Source organism: Helicobacter sp. 11S02629-2, from assembly GCF_002272875.1.
Lineage (GTDB): Bacteria > Campylobacterota > Campylobacteria > Campylobacterales > Helicobacteraceae > Helicobacter_I.
The window spans coordinates 26274-46596 of record NZ_MLAN01000012.1 but is presented as its reverse complement, the minus strand read 5'-3'; the positions used below and the strand labels follow the sequence as shown (position 1 = coordinate 46596).

At 35.2% G+C, this 20323-nt stretch carries 20 protein-coding genes and 1 pseudogene; 16 read left to right on the top strand and 5 right to left on the bottom strand.

Annotation, left to right across the window (positions count from 1 at the left end):
- The 7 genes and pseudogenes from BKH40_RS08765 to BKH40_RS07215 form a co-directional block, all read left to right on the top strand.
- A pseudogene (locus BKH40_RS08765) lies at positions 1-215 on the top strand (methyl-accepting chemotaxis protein); the annotation flags it as partial.
- 685 nt (positions 216-900) lie between these two features.
- Complete coding sequence (locus tag BKH40_RS07240; protein ID WP_143428468.1) at positions 901-1926, top strand: hypothetical protein; 1026 nt, start codon at positions 901-903, stop codon at positions 1924-1926.
- A 3-nt stretch (positions 1927-1929) separates the two neighbouring features.
- On the top strand, positions 1930-2466 hold the full coding sequence (locus BKH40_RS07235) for a hypothetical protein (RefSeq protein WP_095278228.1): 537 nt from the start codon (positions 1930-1932) through the stop codon (positions 2464-2466).
- Between the two features lie 10 nt (positions 2467-2476).
- Positions 2477-3058: a hypothetical protein gene (locus BKH40_RS07230; RefSeq protein WP_095278226.1), complete on the top strand. Its 582-nt coding sequence runs from the start codon at positions 2477-2479 to the stop codon at positions 3056-3058.
- Between the two features lie 26 nt (positions 3059-3084).
- Complete coding sequence (hisIE, locus tag BKH40_RS07225) at positions 3085-3744, top strand: bifunctional phosphoribosyl-AMP cyclohydrolase/phosphoribosyl-ATP diphosphatase HisIE (RefSeq protein WP_095278224.1); 660 nt, start codon at positions 3085-3087, stop codon at positions 3742-3744.
- 25 nt (positions 3745-3769) lie between these two features.
- A complete protein-coding gene (locus BKH40_RS07220) occupies positions 3770-4354 on the top strand; it encodes a DUF2393 family protein (RefSeq protein WP_095278222.1) in 585 nt (194 codons plus the stop codon).
- 129 nt (positions 4355-4483) lie between these two features.
- On the top strand, positions 4484-5413 hold the full coding sequence (locus BKH40_RS07215) for a PCMD domain-containing protein (protein ID WP_095278221.1): 930 nt from the start codon (positions 4484-4486) through the stop codon (positions 5411-5413).
- A gap of 441 nt (positions 5414-5854) precedes the next feature.
- Here BKH40_RS07215 and ccsA read toward each other — a convergent pair whose 3' ends face one another.
- From ccsA to hemH, 4 genes are all read right to left on the bottom strand, one after another.
- Complete coding sequence (gene ccsA, locus BKH40_RS07210) at positions 5855-9031, bottom strand: cytochrome c biogenesis protein CcsA (protein ID WP_095278219.1); 3177 nt, start codon at positions 9029-9031, stop codon at positions 5855-5857.
- Positions 9028-9648 carry a thioredoxin fold domain-containing protein gene (locus tag BKH40_RS07205; RefSeq protein WP_095278218.1) on the bottom strand — a complete coding sequence of 207 codons (621 nt, stop codon included), beginning with the start codon at positions 9646-9648 and terminating at the stop codon, positions 9028-9030. Before BKH40_RS07205 ends, ccsA begins: the two co-directional genes overlap by 4 nt.
- Before the next feature lie 81 nt (positions 9649-9729).
- Positions 9730-10275 carry a thioredoxin fold domain-containing protein gene (locus BKH40_RS07200; protein ID WP_095278216.1) on the bottom strand — a complete coding sequence of 182 codons (546 nt, stop codon included), beginning with the start codon at positions 10273-10275 and terminating at the stop codon, positions 9730-9732.
- Between the two features lie 6 nt (positions 10276-10281).
- On the bottom strand, positions 10282-11238 hold the full coding sequence (gene hemH / locus BKH40_RS07195; RefSeq protein ID WP_095278214.1) for a ferrochelatase: 957 nt from the start codon (positions 11236-11238) through the stop codon (positions 10282-10284).
- A 130-nt stretch (positions 11239-11368) separates the two neighbouring features.
- Between hemH and BKH40_RS07190 the strand changes: the two genes are divergently transcribed.
- On the top strand, positions 11369-11794 hold the full coding sequence (locus tag BKH40_RS07190; RefSeq protein ID WP_095278212.1) for a hypothetical protein: 426 nt from the start codon (positions 11369-11371) through the stop codon (positions 11792-11794).
- 30 nt (positions 11795-11824) lie between these two features.
- Positions 11825-13018, top strand: coding sequence for an HD domain-containing protein (locus tag BKH40_RS07185; protein WP_095278211.1), 1194 nt, complete (start codon positions 11825-11827; stop codon positions 13016-13018).
- A gap of 72 nt (positions 13019-13090) precedes the next feature.
- Here the strand turns inward: BKH40_RS07185 and glyQ are convergent, their stop codons facing one another.
- Positions 13091-13981 (bottom strand): glycine--tRNA ligase subunit alpha, encoded by an 891-nt coding sequence (glyQ, locus tag BKH40_RS07180; protein ID WP_095278209.1) that lies wholly within the window; start codon positions 13979-13981, stop codon positions 13091-13093.
- Positions 13982-14089: 108 nt separating this feature from the next.
- Between glyQ and BKH40_RS07175 the strand changes: the two genes are divergently transcribed.
- Genes BKH40_RS07175 through hemA form a run of 7 tightly spaced genes read left to right on the top strand, consistent with a single transcriptional unit; the run spans position 14090 to position 20305 of the window.
- Positions 14090-14863: a thiazole synthase gene (locus BKH40_RS07175; protein WP_095278207.1), complete on the top strand. Its 774-nt coding sequence runs from the start codon at positions 14090-14092 to the stop codon at positions 14861-14863.
- 3 nt (positions 14864-14866) lie between these two features.
- Entirely contained in the window at positions 14867-15967 is a 1101-nt protein-coding gene (locus BKH40_RS07170) for a tyrosine-type recombinase/integrase (RefSeq protein WP_095278205.1), read from the top strand.
- A 3-nt stretch (positions 15968-15970) separates the two neighbouring features.
- Positions 15971-17287: a histidinol dehydrogenase gene (hisD, locus tag BKH40_RS07165; RefSeq protein ID WP_095278203.1), complete on the top strand. Its 1317-nt coding sequence runs from the start codon at positions 15971-15973 to the stop codon at positions 17285-17287.
- A 34-nt stretch (positions 17288-17321) separates the two neighbouring features.
- The gene (locus BKH40_RS07160) at positions 17322-17615 is read left to right on the top strand and encodes a DUF2018 family protein (RefSeq protein WP_095278202.1); all 294 of its coding nucleotides are present in this window, start codon (positions 17322-17324) and stop codon (positions 17613-17615) included.
- Entirely contained in the window at positions 17616-18083 is a 468-nt protein-coding gene (locus BKH40_RS07155; RefSeq protein WP_095278200.1) for a hypothetical protein, read from the top strand.
- Between the two features lie 18 nt (positions 18084-18101).
- Complete coding sequence (locus tag BKH40_RS07150) at positions 18102-18998, top strand: polyprenyl synthetase family protein (RefSeq protein ID WP_257842539.1); 897 nt, start codon at positions 18102-18104, stop codon at positions 18996-18998.
- A 2-nt stretch (positions 18999-19000) separates the two neighbouring features.
- A complete protein-coding gene (gene hemA, locus BKH40_RS07145) occupies positions 19001-20305 on the top strand; it encodes a glutamyl-tRNA reductase (protein ID WP_095278198.1) in 1305 nt (434 codons plus the stop codon).
- The last annotated feature ends 18 nt before the right edge of the window (positions 20306-20323 follow it).

The window sequence follows — 20323 nt, the reverse complement described above, 5'->3', positions numbered from 1 at the left end:
CTAATACTAATATCTTAGTTCAATCAATTAATGACATGGCTGAATCTATAAAAGAACAAGCTAATGGTATAACTCAGATAAATGATGCTATATCTTTACTAGAGCAATCTACTCAAGGTAATGTAAACATAGCAGATGATGCTTCTAAGATTTCTAACTCTGTAACTCATATAGCAGATGAGATAATGAATGATGCTAATAGGAAGAGGATATAAAAGAATATCTAAAAGAAGAAGTGTAAGGAGAGATAGTAAAAAGAATATCTAAAAGAAGAAGTGTAAGGATAAATAGCAAGAATAAATAGTAAAAAGAGATTCTCTTCTTATGGGCTAATTATTTCAATACTAAGCTTTTTTTTGGAAGAAAATCTAAGTTTAGATTCTCTTCCTATAGGGGGTGGATTCTATAAATATATAGGTTTATAAATATATGGATTCTATAGATTTATGGAATCTATTTCCATTATCGCTATGTTTGTTGCTAGGGGGCTAAAGTCTATGGCGTTGGATGTATTAAGACTATTATTAACACTGCAATTACAAAAGAGCATTTTACTTTGTTCTCTCTAAAACATATGACATAGTCTTTTGTGGTAATGAAGTCTTGATATATGATAGACTTTATATAAATTTAGACAAAAGAGATTCTATTTAGGGCTTGAAGAAGTACATATAAAAGTAGATGAAAAGTATAGGGCTATATTAGGCAGTAAGCATATAAGCTATAAAATAAAAAATATAACAAAACTAATATTACGCATAAATATTTTGCAAAAAAGTAAAGCAAAAGTATAATAAATCTGCTAGCGTATACTAAAGTGTTTACTAGCTATTAATAACCTTTAAGCCTTGCTTTTAGCTTTGCTATAATCTAATTTTTAATTCATAAAAGGTTGCTACTTTGAGTCTTGTTAGCATGGCGTTTCATCGATTATTCCCCAATATATACTCAACTGTATATATATGTGTAAACTTTAATGCAAACTCATGCAACGTTAGTGTTACTATTAAGAAATCTGGAGGCATCTTAAGCGAGGAAACTAAGGTTTTTAAGATAGTTAACTATCAGATCTCAATGGATGTTGTAAAGTACATAAGGAAGCTTCAAAATAAGTATCTTTTTAGCTATTTATGCATCATGAGTAAGACTAATGATGACATATTATTACCGACAAACGACAAGGCTAGATTTGAAAGCTATGGCGTGTCTGTTAGAGACTATAGAATGTTAAAAGTTATGAATAGCAACATCTGTCTTTCTAAGGTTGAGATAGCAAAGTTTGAAAGTATATTCAGCAAGTCTTTGGGGATAGATTATATATTTTCTGCTTATTTTGTGCTTTATATTAGGGCAAAAGAGCTTTTTGATACCAACTTAAGACTCTTTGTTTTGCTAGAAAAAGAGAGCATGTGTCTAATGGTAGCTAGCACTAAAGGTATAAGATATGGCGCTATCTTTGACTTACACGAAGAAGAAGTTCCTTTGCCTCCTACTAAGCCTATAGATTCTAATGTCAATAAGACCTTAGATAAAGAGCTAAGCACTAGCAGTTTGGACTTAGAAGATTTAGGAGAGCTAGAAGACTTAGATACAGATTTGGACGATTTAGATTCTATAGACTTTGATTTTAAAGATGATGGCAAGACTACTGATGCAAGCAATGCCATATCTTTAGACATCATCCAAGATCTAGGTCATATAAGTAGTGTTACTTTAAAGTTGCAAGATGCTATAGAAGACTTTTATCATAATAAGCTTTATGAAGCTGAATTTTTATATGAGGTAGTTGTGTTTGCGTCTTATAATATGCCCGTACAGTCGCTTATGCATATAAAGCAGGGCTTACTTTTAGATATAAGAAGTGAGCTTTTAGATGTTAACAAAGAGATGATTAAGCTAGCTGAGTTAGAGCTAGGAGGAAAGTGATAAATGACTTATAGTTTTACAAAAGCAAAGAGCAAAAGTGTCTTAAAGCTAGCAACGAAAATCTGGATTCCTTACATCATAGTAGCCATAGTCATACTTTTTGCATTTAAGTTCGTACTAGGTATACAAACTTTAGCATTGCAAAAAGACTATGAGCGCATAAGGCATGCAGATGCACAAACCTTATCTAATATATCAAAACTTCAACACGCTGAAGATAGACTAGCCTATGAAGGCCAGTTTATAAAAGATATAGACTTAAAAGACGCAAAGCTAACTAAGGCTTTTCTTGGAATCTTAAATCTGATTCCAAGTCAGATAAGGATTTCTGAGATCAAGATATCAGGAGGGGAGGTTTTTATAAAAGGCATAACTCCAAGTAAAGAGCTTTTTTTAAACTCACTTCAAACTCAGCTAAAAAGTATATTTGATAACAGTAAGTCTAGCTTTGTAGAGCTTGGCAGTGGTTGGTATAACTTTGAATCAGTAAGCACGTTAAGAAATAATGCGAATTTTCAAAATCGTATAGAAGATAAGTAGGGCAGGGGTTATGAAGTCTTTTTTTAACAACATAGACCCAGAATCAATCTTCCGTCACATCTTATGGAGTGCTGTTTTTATAATAATTTGTGCCTACATATGTATAGATATCATAGTCCCAGCCATTGCTAAGTATAAGGGTCAAGCTTTTATGAATGACTCTGCTAAAGTAAGTCTTGCACAAGTAAGTCAGATAGAAAAAGACTTACATGCAAAGATAGAGCTAATTAAGTCTCAAAATGCCCAAGCCCTAAAAGACTTTCACAGAAACGTCCAAGCAAGGGATATAAAAAAGGCGTTAAATCCATTTTTTGTAAATCTTAATGTAACTCAAGTTGGCTTCAAGATAGACCCTAAAAACAATGTAAAAGAAACTACTTATGAGATAAGTGGCACTAGTCCAAATATAAACTATATAACCGACATGGCTATAAATCTTAGAAAATCTCACATTTTTGCTAATGCCTCTTTTCCAGTCTCTATAAAGAGTAGAGGAAAGATGCTAGATTTCACATATACTGTGGTTGTCTTTCAGGGAGTTTTTAACTTTAGAGCTTTAAAAACACATCCTGTAGTGTTAAAAACTAGATAAAGCCATAAAGCTTAGAAAGGATATACATGCAGATAGATTGGAAGAAGCATCCACTAGTGCCTTGCGTAGTTCAAGACTATGAAAATAGTGAAGTTTTGATGCTTGCTTATATGAACGAAGAAGCCTTAAAGCTTACTCAAAGCTCTAAAGTCGCCCACTACTTTTCAAGATCAAAAGATCGTATATGGAAGAAGGGTGAAAGTAGTGGTAATTTACAGCATGTAAAAGAGATGTGGCTAGATTGTGATAGTGATACTATCTTGATAAAAGTACTACAAGTTGGAAGTGCTTGTCACACAGGTGCAAGAAGCTGCTTTTTTACTTCGTTAGATTCTAATAAGGAATCTAAAAGTGAGTTTAGTGAGACTAAGTATCCAGTGCTTTTAAAGCTTTACTATGAGCTTGTTTCCAAAAAGAGTGCAGACCCTAAGCTATCTTATACAGCAAGTCTTTATGCAAAAGCACCAAATGCCATAGCTAAAAAGGTGATAGAAGAAGCAGGTGAGTTTGCCCTAGCTTTAAAAGATAGTGATGAAAAAGAAGTGGTACATGAGTGTGCTGACTTGTTTTATCATATACTTGTTGGGCTAGCTTATAAAGATATCCACTTAGATAAGATAGACCAAGAGTTAAGTGCTAGGATGGGCTTAAGTGGACTAGAAGAAAAAAGACAGCGTAAATCATAATTAAGATAAATAAGTAAAAAAGCAAATGCAAATCTTTCACAGTATAGAAATCTTTTTAATGACACTTAGCCTACTAGAGATAGTAGTTTATATCATCATATTTAGCATAGGTGCATGCTTTGTGCTTCTAGCTTTGTTAGTTTTTAAGTACAAGACACTTTCTATCCTTTCTTTTATATTAGGCATAGTTATCATACTTTTAATCCCCTTTGCCATGCGCTACTTTATGCAAGAAAGACTTTACAAGATAGAAACTAGCATATCAAAAGATACAGTTTTAAGATATGTAAATACTTACTATTTAGATGCCAATGTCACTAATGTGGGCATGGCAGATATTAGCTACTGTGAAGTTGGTGTGCATATATTAAGGTCAAGTAGTACTAAGTTTGGAGCTTATAAAGGTAAAGTTTTAGATTTTTTTAGGCCACTAGCTGTATTTAAAGATCGCTTTAATATGGACTTAAAAGTAGGTAAAAGTGAAAATATCTCTTTGCAGTTAAACAACTTTAAGTATAGGGATTTTCCACGTGAAGTATATATACAGTGTCATGGTGTAAATCTAAAAGACCAGCTAAAAGAGATCAAAGAGAGGGTAAAAGGTTTATAAAAATACTAAGTTTTGTACGCTTAAATGGCAATTTTTAATTATCATGTCCCTTGTTATTTTACTATTTGGCTAGTTTTTGGATTTAATGGCATTATTATCACTTTGCATCCTGTGTTATAAAGGACGTTAATGAAATATATATCAATTGGACTGCTTAGTCTTATGAGTATAGTTGCTAGTGAGGCCTTAGCTCAGACTAGTCCACATATACATGAACATGGGAGCATAATAAAAGGGGTACAGCTTCCTAATAGCGACTTTGAGCATTGGTATGCGGTTAAAAATGATGATAATTACTATGATGATATAGGTGATAGTGCAAGCTCTAAAAACACGTGGTCTACTGGTAATGCAGGCTATGTAAAAGGCGTAGGAAGGCACGCCATAAGGGGTGCTATGCCAACTGATAAGGTGCAAGGTGAAAATGGAGGCTTTGCAGCAAGGCTTACTACACATGAAGTAGGACTTGGTGTATTTGCTAAAAAAGGCATAGCTGCTGGAAGCTTGTTTACTGGTGTGTTTTATATAGACCCAGATTCTAGATTTTTACTACATGATAATCAGATCCGCCCTATCTTTGGCGTGCCATTTACTAGCAAGCCAAAGTCTTTTTCTTTTAAGTATAAGTATCAGCCAGCCCCAGTTGTGGAAAATGGAAGGGATAGTAAGATGGATGGCATGGTGGATGCTATGGATGCTTATGTCATCTTGGAAAATAGAAGTGGTGGGAGTGTAAAAAGGTTAGCTATAGGATGGTTTAGAAGTAGTGCTACTCAAAACACTTGGAAGGAGCAAACTGTCCCTTTAGTTTATGCACATGGCAGTGCCCCAGCAGGCTTGCAAGACTATGAAAAGCGTATCTTAAAGTATGGTCCTGAAACGGTTAATGAAAGAAGTCTTGATCCATCAGATAAGCAGCCTCTTGCTAGTTGGGGGGATATATCCACTATGAATCCAACCCACATCATAGTTGTGTTTTCTTCTTCTTATGAAGGCGATGACTTTATAGGCGCACCGGGTAGTACGTTAACAGTAGATGATTTTAAGCTTAACTATTAAAGCTTTTTAAGCCTTACTTGTTTTGCCTCTCTTGTAAATGCGTGATTTATCTTAGCGCTTTGTGCATCTCTTACAAGTGATATAGCCTTTTATACAATCATATTTCTTATTAAATATCATTACTTAGTCACTGCAAAACTTGCTTACTACTAGACTTATAAAAATAAGTCGTGGAAACTAGGTATTTAAAAAACTTTTTTTGATTTTATGGAATCTAATTTTTATCAGCACGAAATGGGTGAGAATACCTTTTACCTAGAAAACTATCTTTATTAATACTTATTTATTTGCAAATAACTATATGTAAAAAAATTGTTACATGTAGTAGCCAAAGACTAATGATATTTAAAAAGACTTATAGGGATTAAGAAAGAAGAAGTTTAAGTTCTAGCTAGTTTTAAAAGTTTAAAACTAGCTAGTTTAAGTTTGAAAGCTTACTACTTAAAACTTAGGCATTTTAAGTTTGGCTTTGAAGCCAGCTATTATTATGATGATTAGTAATATGATACTTATCACATAAGAAGCAGGCGGTATAGGTGCACTTTCGCCACTTGCATAAGAGTGCATACCAGCTAGGTAGTAGTTAACTCCAAAGTAAGTCATGATGACACTATAAAAGCCAACTATAGCTAGGAGGTTAAGCACGTAAGGGAAGTACTTGATTTTTAAGAATCTTACGTGAAGTATAACTGCATACACACCAATAGATACTAGTGCCCAAGTCTCCTTGCTATCCCAGCCCCAGTATCTACCCCAAGATTCATTAGCCCAAACACCACCTAAGAAGTTTCCTATGACTAGCAAGAAAAGACCTAGCATTAAGCTCATCTCATTAACGGCAGTTAGTGAAGTTATGGCGTTATCTATATGTGGTCTTGTCTTGCCTCTTGCTATAAAGAGTAGTAAAACTATGATACCTAAGACTGCACTTAGTCCAAAGAAGCCATAGCTAGCTACTATGATAGAGACGTGGATGTTTAGCCAGTAGGACTTAAGAACTGGCACAAGATTCCCGATTTGTGGATCCATAAAGCCCCAGTGGGCTACAAGCAAGGCTATACCTGCTAGGAAAGTAGCACTACACAAGGCTAGATAGGACTTGCGAAGTATGATGATACCTGCTATACCTGCTGCCCAAGCTATATAAAGCATGGATTCATAGCCATTTGTCCATGGGGCGTGCCCTGAGATATACCACCTTAGGATTAGTGCTATGGTGTGGATTATCAAAGTTATAAGCATAAACACCCAGATAGTCCCGCCAAGGTACTTATTAACCCTTTTATCTCTTATTATAGCAACTAGTGAAAAGATGAAAAGGATGATACCAAGGATTAAGTAAGCATACTCTATGGCAGGGAAGATATCTACTTTATTTAAGATAAGTTCTGCGTTTACGTGTCCTTTATCTAAGAAAAGTGGGCCACCATTTTGATCTTGATAGTTGCTTAGTATCTCAAAAAGCTTATCCATATTGCTATAGTCATGTTCAAGCATAGCCATTTGTATCTCAGCCCTAAAGAAGATTCCAATAGCATTAATGATAATGGCAGTTTGAGGAGATATCTCTTTTAGCTTAGCTTCATCTTCTATGCTTAGTTGGAAAGCACCGGGATTTAGCTTTTTAACTATTAAGTCATCTAAGGCTAGCCAGTTATCATTTTTATTAGGGAAGATTTTTAGATAGCTCCATATATTGCCCGGATATACATAGCCTAGTTGTTCATTAAGCTTTATGACTGCTTTATCAAACTCATTTTGCTTGCCTTGAGGCTTTCTCATGGCGTCTTGGAAGAGATTATAAAGTTTATAAGAATCTGTAGAGCTATCGCCTTGTTCTATCTTTTTCATATCAAAAGCATCACTTAAAGCGACATACTTGCCTTTAGTTACACCTAAAAACTCTCTTAAGTGTTTGTCACTAACTTTTATAAATCTAACCTTAGCCATATCGCTTGAAAGTGTCATAAGCCCTAGTAAAAACTCAGTCGAGTTTATGCCTTTATAAGAGTCACTTCCTACTATCTTTCTCATCAAGTCAGTAGCAAAGGTATCAACTAGCTTTATACGACCATCAGTATCTTGCATCTGCAAGCGTTTAAACTCATCTAAATACTTTGACTTGATAGTCTTTAAGGAATCAACCCTAGCTTTTATGCTAGCTGGGTCATCTTTAGCAAAGGCTTGCTCTAGTACTGCATATCTATCATTTAGCACGCCTTTAGATTCTTCTATACTCTTATGTGCTTCTTCCATGGCTTGTGAAGTAGCAATCTTAGAATCTTCTTTAGGTGCTTCTTTGGCTTCTGCTTTTGCATTTTTAGATTCTTCTGCACTAACTTTAGCTGTATCTATAGGAGTTGAGCTTATGCCTAAAGATCCAAGTGCACTATCTTTACCGTGCATATCTATCTTTTGAACACTACTTGTGCTATTTGCTTCATTAGCCTTTAAAAGGTGAGGCATGCCAAGTGTAGCACCAACTACAACTAATACTGCTAAAGCCCTCTGAGACTTAACAAAACGTGAAAGCTTTCTAAAACGTCCATCTCTTACAAAAAGTAGCAGTATCGCACCTACTATCATAAAAGCATAAGACACATAGGTTGGAATCTTGCCGGGATCTTTATTAACTGAAAGAACAGTACCTGTGTTAATAGTAGTAAAGCTTCCATCACTTCTTTCTACATCTTTACTTGTATAAGAACTTTGGAAGAATCTATATCCTCTGTAGTCAAGAACGTGGTTCATGTAGATTTTAAATTTCATAGGTTCTTTTAATTCCTTATCGATTACTAAAACATCAGATGAGTAGGCACTGTGCATAGTAGAGCCCGGATACATATCAAGATGGAATTTCTCTAGCTTGATGGCAAAAGGAAGTGCTACTTTTTTAGGACCCCAAGTAAGGATTAAGATTCTATCACCTAGCATGACAAAGGCTTTATTATCATTATTTACTACATTGATATTTTGACTTACGCCATCATAAGTGACTTTAAGCCTAGCAACATAGAGGTTTTCTTTCTTTTCTTTTGAGATGTTTATTACATCAATTGATTTAATAGTTAGTTTTTTGCCATAGACCTCTAAAGAGTCATTAATCGAGCTTCTAGTATAAGGGCTAAGGTTAAAGCCTAGTGAAGTCTGAAAAGAGTCTTTAGAAATAATAGAATCTGCACTGATATTGTGTACATTAAAGTTTGAGGCATCTACTTCATTACTCATAGTTAAGTTTAAGTAGTGATCAGCTGAAGTTGCATAGTGGCTAGTTTCGCCATTTTGTATGCTCATAGTCCCTTCAAAGCCCCAAAAGCGTGTGATCCCAGCGCCAATTATTGCTAGGATAAAGCCAAAGTGAAGTATCTGTATAGCCCACTTAAACTTCTTTCTATAAATTATGCTTAATATCATACATCCTATAATGTTTAAGCCAAGCCAGATGTTTAATACATCAAACCACCACGCTTTATAAATGACATCATTTGCCACTACAGTTCCATAGTACTTTTCTATAAATGTCGCTATACCTATGGCTGCTGCATAGATTATCATCAAGGCTATGCTTAGCCCAATTGATGCAAAGAGATTTTTAATGATTAGTTTTATTACCTTCATTGTATAGCGACCTTAGGGTTAGGATGTTGGGCGTTGTAAGTTGCAAAAAGCTTCATTCTGTCATTTGGACTACTAGCTTTTTCCCAAAGACTTTCATCTTTTGTGAAATTTAATGCATTTATAAAAACATCTTGTGCCACGTAGCCTGGCACCCTAAGCACAGTAGCACCAGTCTTTGAAGCAAAGATGATAGAAGGAGTTCCTGCGACGTTATACATCCTAGCAAGATTTAACGTGTCTATTTTTTTGTTGTTTAAAAACTCTACATCATGCTGTTTTGTATAGCTTATATTGATGTAGTAGGCACTAAAGTCTTTTTCCATATAGTCTTGTATAGGCTTATCTTCTTTTAGGTCTTGTTTTAGCTTATCGCAGTAGTAGCAGTTATTTTGCCCAAAGATTAAAACGGTAGGTTTGTTATCAGTTTTTATATCTGAAGTTGGTTTGAAAACGTGTGTTAGTCCTGCATAGCTTTTTTCATCTATATTTTGAAGCTGTGCTACTTGAGAAGAGCTTAGGCTAGAGCCAGTAGATACAGAGACGTCATCGTCCCCACCACAGGCTATTAGTACACCAGCGATTAATATGCTAGAGCCATAGAGAATATATTTTTTCATAACACTTCCTTTCTTTCTTTGGGGTTTATGGGCGTTAGTTTAAGACGTAAGTTTCGAGTTTTGGCTAATTTTTCTTAAATACTATTTTTTTTCTTTTAGAGACTTTTCAAAACTTTGATAAAGCACTATCCTTTCTTGCTCACTGCTTGCACTCTTCCACTTATTGCTTTTTATAAACTTAAGCATAGTTACTAATCTATCATGTCCGGGATAGCCAGACACTCTAAATATAGTCTTTCCTTCCTCACTTACAAAAACTATCATAGGGGTTCCAGTTAGATTGTAAAGTCTAGCATAGTCTCTTGAGCTTATGTTGTTTAGTTTCAGATAGCTAACATTATGCTTTTTATCATGTCTTATGTTTATATAGTAGGGCGAGAAGTTTGCCTTAAGGTAGTTTTTTAAAAAATCATCTTTATTAATATCAGACCTTAGCATGGCACAGTAGTAACAGCCTGTTTGTCCAAAGACTAAAAATATAGGCTTATTATCTATTTTAATATCAGCGTTTGGGTTAAATATACCTTTTAAGTCAGGCTCACCATAAGTATAGCCATCATCAGTATTAGCTAGGGCTAGACCACAGCAAAGCAGAAGCAGGAAAGTAAGTCGTTTAAACATAAGCATAAGAAGTTAGTCCTTTTTGGTTAGATGTGAGATTAACTCTACAAAATCATCACTATCATTTAAGCACTCACAAACCCTATAGCTTGGCACTTTAAGTTCATCAGCTAGGTCTTGATACTGCATGGAGAGTTCGTATTTTGTTTCTGAATTATCTATGGTAAAACTTAATGGATAGATTATAAGTTTTGATTTTGCGTGTTTTTTTATAGTGGCGTCTGTATTTGGTCCTAGCCACTTTATAGGGCCTATCTTTGACTGATAAGAGAGGATGCAGTCTTTAAAGTGGATGTTTTTAGATTCTAAGTTTTTAATTATGGCTTCTTTGCTTGCTATGCACTCTTTTTCGTAGTTATCGCCTTTTTTTACAACACTAACTGGTATGGAGTGGGCACTTAGTATCAAAACAAAGTCTTTTGGGTCATCTTTGCCTAGGTTTTTTAGTATCTCTTTTACTATGCACTCTATGTATAAAGGATCATCAAAATATCTATCAACTACTTTTATACTTGGTTTGTAGTCTAAGATCTTAAGATTTTCTAGTACGTCTTGGAAGGAAGAAAGAGAGGTTGTAAAGCTATATTGCGGGTACATGCTAAAAAGCACTAAGTCTGTTATACCCATGTCTTTAATTTCTTTTAAGACCATATCAGCATAAGGTGGAGTATATCTCATAGCGTAAGTGTAAAAGTTGCTTTCATCTTTAGTTTGAAGCTTCTTTACTAGGCTAAAAGTTATAGGCGTTATAGGAGAGCTTCCACCTAGTGCCTCATAGATCTTGCTTGATTTATCACTTCTTTTTTTTACTATGAAGTTACCTATAAAGCCTCTTACTTTCTCACTTTTGATAGATAATATATTTGGATCATTAAACATATTTCTTAGAAAAAGAGGCACTTCAGTCGGGCTGTTTGGGCCACCCATATTTAATAAAATGATGGCTTTTTTATATTTTTCGTGGAGCATTACGGTAAGTCATGTCCTTTGTTTTGCGTTAATCCAAAATCTTAATAAAAAAAAGTTAATATTACCTTTTGCAAAATCTACTTACTCACTAAAAAGTATTATTTAAAAACAAGGAAGGCTTTTAGAAATCATGATGGACCACTCTATTATCAACCCCTATATGGATGGAAGGACTTTGCATCAAATCTTTGCAAGCCTTTTGTTCATACCCTATGTATGGTACATCTACGTACTTTTTACTTTTAAAACCTACAAGGCACTTAACTCAAAACTCTTTTTTATAATGCCCATAGTGTTTTTTCTAGTAGCAGTTAGCTTTTTTTCTGGAATCTTTTTGCTGGCTATGAGACATTTTGTAATGGACTTTAAGATAAGTGCTATGATCTTTGTGTTTTTATGCTACGCCATAGGTGAAGGCGTAAGGCTTAAAAAGATAAAGTTTGCTAGGACTAGTGAAGAGCGCTTTGCAAAGTATGTAAAGGGTTGCAAGATAATGTATATTTGCTTTTTAGTGCTTTATATAATCATGATGGGCATAGCTGAGGGGATGAATTAAAAAACTTCTGCTTTTCTTAAGGAGGCATTTATGAAGGTTGGAAAAAAGTTTTTAGAACACATTTTTGTAAGTGCCTCTATTAGACGGTGGAATGATCAAGCCTGCCCAGTTGAGTTTATAGAGCTTGATAAGCAAGCCCATAAGATGCTTATAGCTTTTTTACTAGTTAATCTTGAAGAAGAAAATGGCAAACATATAGATAAAGAAAGGCTTATAAAGTACTTCCTTTTTAACTTTTTTGAGAGAATAGCTTTAACTGACATTAAGCCGCCTATCTTTTATGAACTGCAAAAAGAGTGCAAAAAAGAGCTTGCTCACTTTGCTTGTGAAAGCTTTGTAGATGAGCTTCCAAAAGACTTTTTAGAAGAGATGAAGGAGTATCTAAGCAGTGATGTTAAAGATATAGAATCTAAAATCTTACTAGCAGCACACTTTTATGCTTCAAAGTGGGAGTTTGACATCATCTATAACTTTAACCCTAGGCTTTATGGCGTGCAGCATATAAAAGATGCCATCACAAAGTCTATAAGGGCTAATGAAGATTCTTTAAACTCACTTAGAAGCCTTTACGCCCTTCACTATAAAGACTTAATAGACATGTTCGCACAGTTAAGATTCCAAAAACGCTGGAGTCAAACTCCAAGAGTGCCTGCTACTAGCGTTTTAGGTCATATGTTAGTAGTTGCAACTGCAAGTTACTTTTTTAGCTTAGATCTTGGGCTTTGTGAAAAGATGAGGACTAATAACTTCTTTGCTGGTCTTTTTCACGACCTGCCAGAAGTGCTTACAAGGGACATCATCTCACCAGTTAAAAAAAGTGATGCAAGACTTGGGCTGCATCTAAAAGAGATGGAAGAAAAGCTTATGCTTGAAAATGTCTATAGCAAGATTCCACACCTTGTAGCTAAGAATCTAAAATACTATATAGAAAATGAGTTTGATAACAAATATATAAATAGCCATGGCGCTATAAAACACCTAGGGTCTAATGAGGTAGAAGTTTTTATCGCTACTTACAACAAAGATAGTTTTAACCCAGTCTGTGGGAGCTTAGTAAACTTTGCTGATAAGATGAGTGCTTGCATGGAAGCAAGTATATCTATAAAGCATGGCATCACAAGCGAGCATCTAAAACAGGGCATATCAAACATAGCAAAGCTTCAAAAAGAGTTTGCGTGGATAGATAAAAAGCTAGGGCATTTACTTGCAACTATAGCTTTGTAGGTAAAGCATCAATATATAAAATATATGCCTGCAAAATAATAGAATCTAACCCACAAGCTTATAGTAAAGGCACTAAAAAGCTTTTAAATCCTTTAGCTCAGCTAGCCTTTCTATCCTTTCAGGCTCTTTAGCCTTATAAAGCATGGCACACTCTTTTGCAAGCTCTCTTATACGCAAGATAAACTCTTGCCTTTGGGCGATTGATATAGCTTTTCTAGCATCAAGCACGTTAAATATGTGAGAACTTAGCACTGTGTAGTCATAAGCTGGCAAAGAAAGCTCATTTTTAAGGCAGTTTCTAGCCTCTCCGTGTAAGCCATCTAAAGTGGTAAATAAGAACTTAGTATCAGCTACTTCAAAGTTATAAACTGACTGTTCATACTCATTTTGCAAGTGCACATCTGCATAGGTAAATTTTTCATTCCACTTTATATCAAAGATAGATTCCACACCTTGTATATACATAGCAAGGCGTTCTATCCCATAAGTTAATTCAACACTTACACTCTCACAAGGAAGCCCTCCAACTTGCTGAAAGTAAGTAAACTGCGTCACTTCCATGCCATCTAGCCACACTTCCCAGCCTAGCCCCCAAGCACCTAAAGTTGGGCTTTCCCAGTTATCTTCAACAAAACGTATATCATGACGTGCTACATCAAGCCCTAAGGCCTTTAAGCTATCAAGATAGATTTCTTGAATATTTTCTGGGCTTGGTTTGATTAAGGCTTGGAACTGATAGTAGCTTCCTAGTCGGTTAGGATTTTGCCCATAGCGTCCATCTGTTGGGCGGCGAGAGGGTGCTACATAGGCTACACTCCAAGGGTCTTTATCAAGACTTCTAAGTAAGGTCGCTGGGTGAAAAGTACCTGCGCCAGCTGGTATATCATAGGGCTGGAGGATGACGCAGCCATTTTTTGCATAAAAGCTTTGTAAAGTGAGTATGATTTCTGAAAATGTAAGCATGACTTAGGAACCTTTTAAAAAGATAAAAAAATATTTAAAAATATTTTACAATATATTTAATAAGTGCTATAAAGTATTAACTTATAAAAACACAATACAGGAAAACAAATGTTAAAAATAGCAGATAAAAAATTTAATTCAAGATTAATAGTAGGTAGTGGTAAATATAAAGACTTTGATACAACTTTGCAAGCAACCCTTGCTAGTGAAGCTGAGATGATAACAGTGGCAGTTAGACGTATAAATATACTAAATACTAATGAGCCAAACTTAATGGAGTTTTTTAGAGGGACTAATATCACTTTTTTACCTAACTCTGCAGGCTGCACTACGGCTAAAGAGGCTATAAATCTTTTTAGGTTAGTAAGAGAAGGTATAGGACTAGATTTTATAAAGTTAGAAGTTATAGGTGATACTCATAAAACGCTTTATCCAGACGTTATAGAAACACTAGAGGCTGCAAAAGTGCTAGCAAAAGATGGCTTTAAGATTCTATGTTATACAAATGATGATCCTATTATGGCTAAAAAGCTTGAAGATGCAGGAGTGGCAGCAGTTATGCCGCTAGCGGCACCTATTGGCTCAGGGCTTGGAATCCAAAACATTTATAACATCCATTTTATAAAAGAAGCAGTAAAAGTGCCAGTTATCGTAGATGCAGGCATTGGCTGTGCTAGTGATGCAAGCCGTGCTATGGAGTTAGGCGCTGATGGCGTACTTTCTAACTCAGCCCTTGCATTAGCTAAAGATCCTATCAAGATGGCAGAAGCACTAAAGCTTGCTGTTCGTGCAGGAAGGCTTAGCTATGAAGCAGGTAGGATGGAGAAAAAAGCCTATGCTAGTGCTTCAAGTCCACTAAGCTTTATGCCTAATCTTGGTTAAGCTATGAACTATCCCCTAGACTTTAGTGATGACTTTCCTCGCGCACTCCGCTTTTGGATAGAGCGTTTTTTATACTATAAATTAACTAGTCTAGCAAGCTATAAAGTTAAAGATAATGACTTATTTTTACAAGCACTACAAAATATACAAAGTGGCGGTAAAAATAATATAGAAAAGATAGTTGAGATATGCCGCACAGCAAGGCTTAGCGGACTTTTAGGTATCACAACTTACATGGTGCCTTTGAAGCGATTTTATGACTACTGCACTAAGCTAAGACTTGCTTCTATGGAAGATATAAGTGAGGATTTAGCTCGTGAGTTTATGAGTATAACTACAAGCCACTTAAAACTAGCAAGCCAAAAAAACTATAGAACTGTACTTTTAAACTTTCTTAAGTTTATAGAAGAAAACAACTATATAGATAAAGAGGCTGGGAAGTTTCACCTCTTTCGTATAAAGTTAGAATCTTCACTAAAAAAGTATCACGATGCTTTGCCTGATCACTTAGATGATACTGAGATAAGGAGATTTTTAGAATCTTTAGAGAACTATCAAAACAAGATAGCAAAAAATATCACAAGGGATAAACTTTTAGTTAAGATAATAATCTATAGCGGGGCTAGGATAAGTGAAGTACTAGGGCTTAAGATAAATGACATCTTTGAAGAAGGAGAGTACTTCCGTTTTAATATAATAGGCAAGGGTAATAAAAATCGCATAGTCTACATGCAAGCAGTCCATATAAGAGATCTTCTTCATAGGTGGCTAGGACTAAGGGCTAATATCCCTAATAGTAAAAAGTCTAAGCTCTTGTTTATAACTGGTAGCACAAAAAGTCTAAATGCAACCTATGCTTATAGAGTAGTTCAAAGCATACTAATAAATGCAGGCATAAGAAAGCTAAAAAATGGCCCCCATATGCTGCGTCATAGTTTTGCCACTCTTTTATATAAAAAGAGTAAAGACTTAATCTTAGTGCAAGAAACTTTGGGGCATTCAAGTGTAGAAACTAGTAGAATCTATACTCACTTTGATAGAGACAATCTAAAATATGGTGCAGATCTGATAAACCCAAAGTCTAATAGATCTAAAAAAGGATAGATGATGATAAAAATTCTAGAAAGTAAAGATACATCTTTTGAAGCTAGTTTTGAAGAGATACTTAATAGGGCTAATATGGACATGTATAAGATTATCCCTAGTGTGCTTAAAACTTTACAAGATATAAAAACTGCAAAAGATGAAAGCGTAGTTTTAAAGCTAGTAAGTGAATATGACTCTTGGAATCCAAAAAGCTTAGATGAGCTAAGGATAGAGCCTACACACATGAAAGAAGCTTATAATAAGCTAGATTCTAAGACTAAGGTGGCATTAAAAGTAGCCTTTGATAGGATACAGAAGTTTCACTTTATGCAAACTCAAAATGGCTTTTTCCACTTTGAAGCTAATGGCAACTTACTAGGTCAAAGTATAAGACCAGTAAAAAGGGCTGGGCTTTATATACCAGGGGGTAAGGCTGCTTATCCTAGCTCACTTTTAATGAATGCAATCCCTGCCATTGTCGCTGGAGTAAAAGAGCTAGTAGTAACTACGCCTGCGCCTAAAGGTGAGTTAAACCACACCTTGCTTGCTAGCATGCATATGTGTGATATAAAAGAAGGCTTTAAGATAGGGGGAGTTGGTGCTATAGGTCTTATGACTTATGGAGTTAGTGGAAAAGATAAAAAAGTAGAAAGGGTAGATGTAGTAACAGGTCCGGGTAATATTTACGTAGCTACTGCTAAAAAGCTAGTTTATGGAGATGTAAATATAGACATGATAGCTGGACCTAGTGAGATAGGGATAATCGCAGATGATAGCGCAGACCCAAGAATCTTAAGTGCTGACTTACTCTCTCAAGCAGAACATGATGAGTTAGCAAGCTCTTTTCTCATAACCCCAAGTTTAGACTTAGCAAAAAAAGTACAAGCTGAGATAGATTCCATCTTAAAAAGCCTTCCTAGAAAGGCTATAGCTTCAAAAAGTATAGACTTAAGAGGGGCTATCATAGTAACAAAAGACTTAAAAGAGTGCGTAGAGTTAATGGACAAAATCGCCCCTGAACACCTAGAAGTTTGCGTTAATGACCCTATGAGTTTACTTCCTTTGATACAAAATGCCGGTGCTATATTTTTAGGACACCATACAAGTGAGGCTATTGGCGACTACTTAGCAGGGCCTAATCACACTTTACCAACTGGGGGAAGTGCACGCTTTTTCTCGCCTCTTAGTGTAGAAAACTTCTACAAGAAAACTTCTCTTATATCTTTTAGTAAAGAAGGCTTAAAAGAAGTAGGACAAGACTGTATAGTATTAGCACAAAATGAAGGATTAGACGCACACGCTTTAAGTGTAAGCGAACGCTTAAGACTTATGAAGTAAACTAGCATTAACCAAATACCTTAAGGAGACAAGCATGTGGGAAAACAAAGAAGATGAACTCGATATGTTTTATGGAAGTCCGATAGATAAGTGGAAAGAAGTTATATTTAACGCCTCTAGAACGCTTGCTTCAAAAGAGTTAGATAGGCTTTTAGAAGAGCTAGCACTTTATGAGCTTTTGTTTGAAGAGATAGAGTGCAATGTAGACTTGCGTGAGTTTTACTATAAGGCTAAAAATGAAAGTGCTGAGCTAAAAAAACGCCTTGAAGATAACAAGCAAAGCATAGCTTTAGAATCTACTTCAAAAATCCTAAGTGAAAATGAATAAATGAACTTTAAAAAAGCATCTTTGCTAGTTTTGATGCTAGTTTTGATGCTACCAGCTTCTTTTTTAGAGGCTAAAACTTTAGCGCCGACTTTTAGCACTAACTTAGTTTTAAAAAAAGATGAGGTTTATAAGGCTAGTATAAGTGCTAAAAAGTTTGCTAAACAGTCTAGTCTAAGTCCTAAAAACTTTACTTTAAGATGGACTTTGTATAAAAATAAGGGTTTAGTGGTTTTAATAAAATACGATAACTTTCCTTATCAGTTTATCTTATATAAGGATGGCTATAAGGCTTTAAAGTTTAATGGTTTTACTTTAAACCTAATAGATCCAAACGGTATAGCATCAAGCATGAATGAGCCCAACTTAAAGCTTTACTTTAAAGACATAAAAGATGGAGAAAGTGACTTAAAGGCTAAAGCTACTATAAAGTTAGAGCTTTATGGTGATGCTAGCATTAAAAAATACTAACTAAATGAGGTAGCTAACTTGCAACAAATCTTAGACCAGATTAATAAAATATCAAAAAACCTAGTCCAAAGTCATGATGTGCCCTACATAGAATCTATGTTTGAAAAAATAAGCACAGGCAAGATGCTGCGTTCAAAGCTAATTTTAAGCATAGCTAGTCCAAGTGAAGAAGTCTTAAAACTGTGCGCGATTATAGAGCTTATACAATCAGCTAGCTTGCTTCATGATGATGTTATAGATGAAAGCAAGCTTAGACGAAATGCACCAAGTATAAACGCTCTTTTTGACAACAAAGCCTCTATCATGTTAGGAGATGTGCTTTACTCTAGTGCTTTTTATGAGCTAACTTTTTTATCCTTAGAAGTGGCTAAGTCAGTTAGCCGTAGTGTTACTGCTTTAAGTGCAGGTGAGATACTAGATGTAGAACTAGGTAAAAGTTTAAATAGTAACTTAGAAACTTACTTAAAAATGATAGAGTTAAAGTCAGCTAGCCTTATAGCCGCAAGCAGTGAGAGTGCAGCCCTCCTAGCTGGCTTAGATCATAAAGCCTACTATGAGTATGGATTAAATCTAGGCATAGCTTTTCAGATAATCGATGATATACTTGACATAACCCAAGATGAAGCAACTTTAGGAAAACCTAGTATGAATGACTTTGCACAAGGAAAAACAACCCTTCCTTACATATACTTCTATCACGAAAGTAAAGAAAACGCCAAGCTTTTAGAATCTCTTTTTGGTAAAAAGCTAGATGGACTTCAAAAAGAAGCCTTGAAAAACAGTCTAGAAGAAAGCTTATTAAAAGCTAAAAAGCTAGCTTTAGAGTATGCAAAAAAAGCTAGTGACCTAGCACTAAAATTGGGCAATCAAAAACTAGATTCCATAGTTAAGGCTATGATAGAAAGGGATTTTTAAAGATGTATAGTGTAGTTAGCTTTTCACACAAAAACACAAGCATAGAGTTGCGTGAACTTTTAAGTATGGATGAGGATGAACAAAGCTTACTTTTAAATAGGCTTTATAACATAGAGGGTATAAAAGAAGTAGTCGTACTTTCAACTTGTAATCGTTTAGAAGTTTATATATGTGCTGATACTGAAGGCTCAGTGCTTTGTGATGAGATCTTACTTGAGATAGCAAACATCAAACATCTTGATATAAACATGCTTAAGTCTATAGTTAATCTTTTTACTAGGCTTGATGCAGTACACCATGCTTTTTGTGTGGCTAGCTCCCTTGATAGTTTAGTACTTGGTGAAACTCAGATAAGCGGGCAGTTAAAAAGTGCTTATAAACTAGCTTATGATAGAGGTTTTTGTGCTAAGGAGATAACTAGGCTTATGCACTTTGCTTTTAGGTGTGCGGCTAATGTTAGAAACTCAACTCAAATCTCTAAAAACCCAGTCTCCATAGCCTCTATAGCTGTAAGTAGTGCCCTAGATTCTTTAAAAGATGGCTCTTTAGGCGGTAGTAAAGTGCTAGTTTTAGGCATAGGTGAGATGGGGACTTTAAGCATAAAACATCTTAGTCGCCATAACTTTGATATAACCTTGACTAATAGAACTAAGTCTAAAGCCTTAGACTTCATAGCTAACTTTAATAGAAATATAAAATTTGTAGACTTTGAAGACGCTCTAAAAAATGTAAATGACTATGATGTGATATTTAGTGCTATGGCTGGGGGGCAGTTTATAAATGCAAGCAAGGTAGTTAAAAAAGATTCTAAAAGGATATGGTATGACTTATCTTTGCCTAGAAATATAGAAGAGTGTGATGTTGATCCAAACTTAGAAATAGTTTCAATTGATGATCTAAGTCAAAAAGCAAAAGATCATATCTTAGGTCGTCAAAATAACGCACGTGCTGGCATGGCTATAGTCGGTCAAAGCGTTTTAGAGTTTTCTCAGTGGGTAGAAAGACTAGATATTGAGCCACTTATAAAAGTTATGCGCGAAAAAGCAAAAGCTAGTATAAATAACAAGCTTAGCAAGGCAGTCAAAAAAGGCTATATCCCAAGTGAGCTAACTCCTAATGTAGAAAAACTACTAGTTAGCGTTATGAATGAGTTCTTACACATGCCAACTATAAGATTAAAGCAGCTTGCTAATAGCGAGCAAGCAGATTCTATATTAGAATCTATAGGCAATATTTTCGCAAACTCTGATAGCTTTATGCTTAATAGATATAAGTGTGAGTATGACACTACAGAAGCCAAAGGCTAACAAAGACAAAGGAAAGAC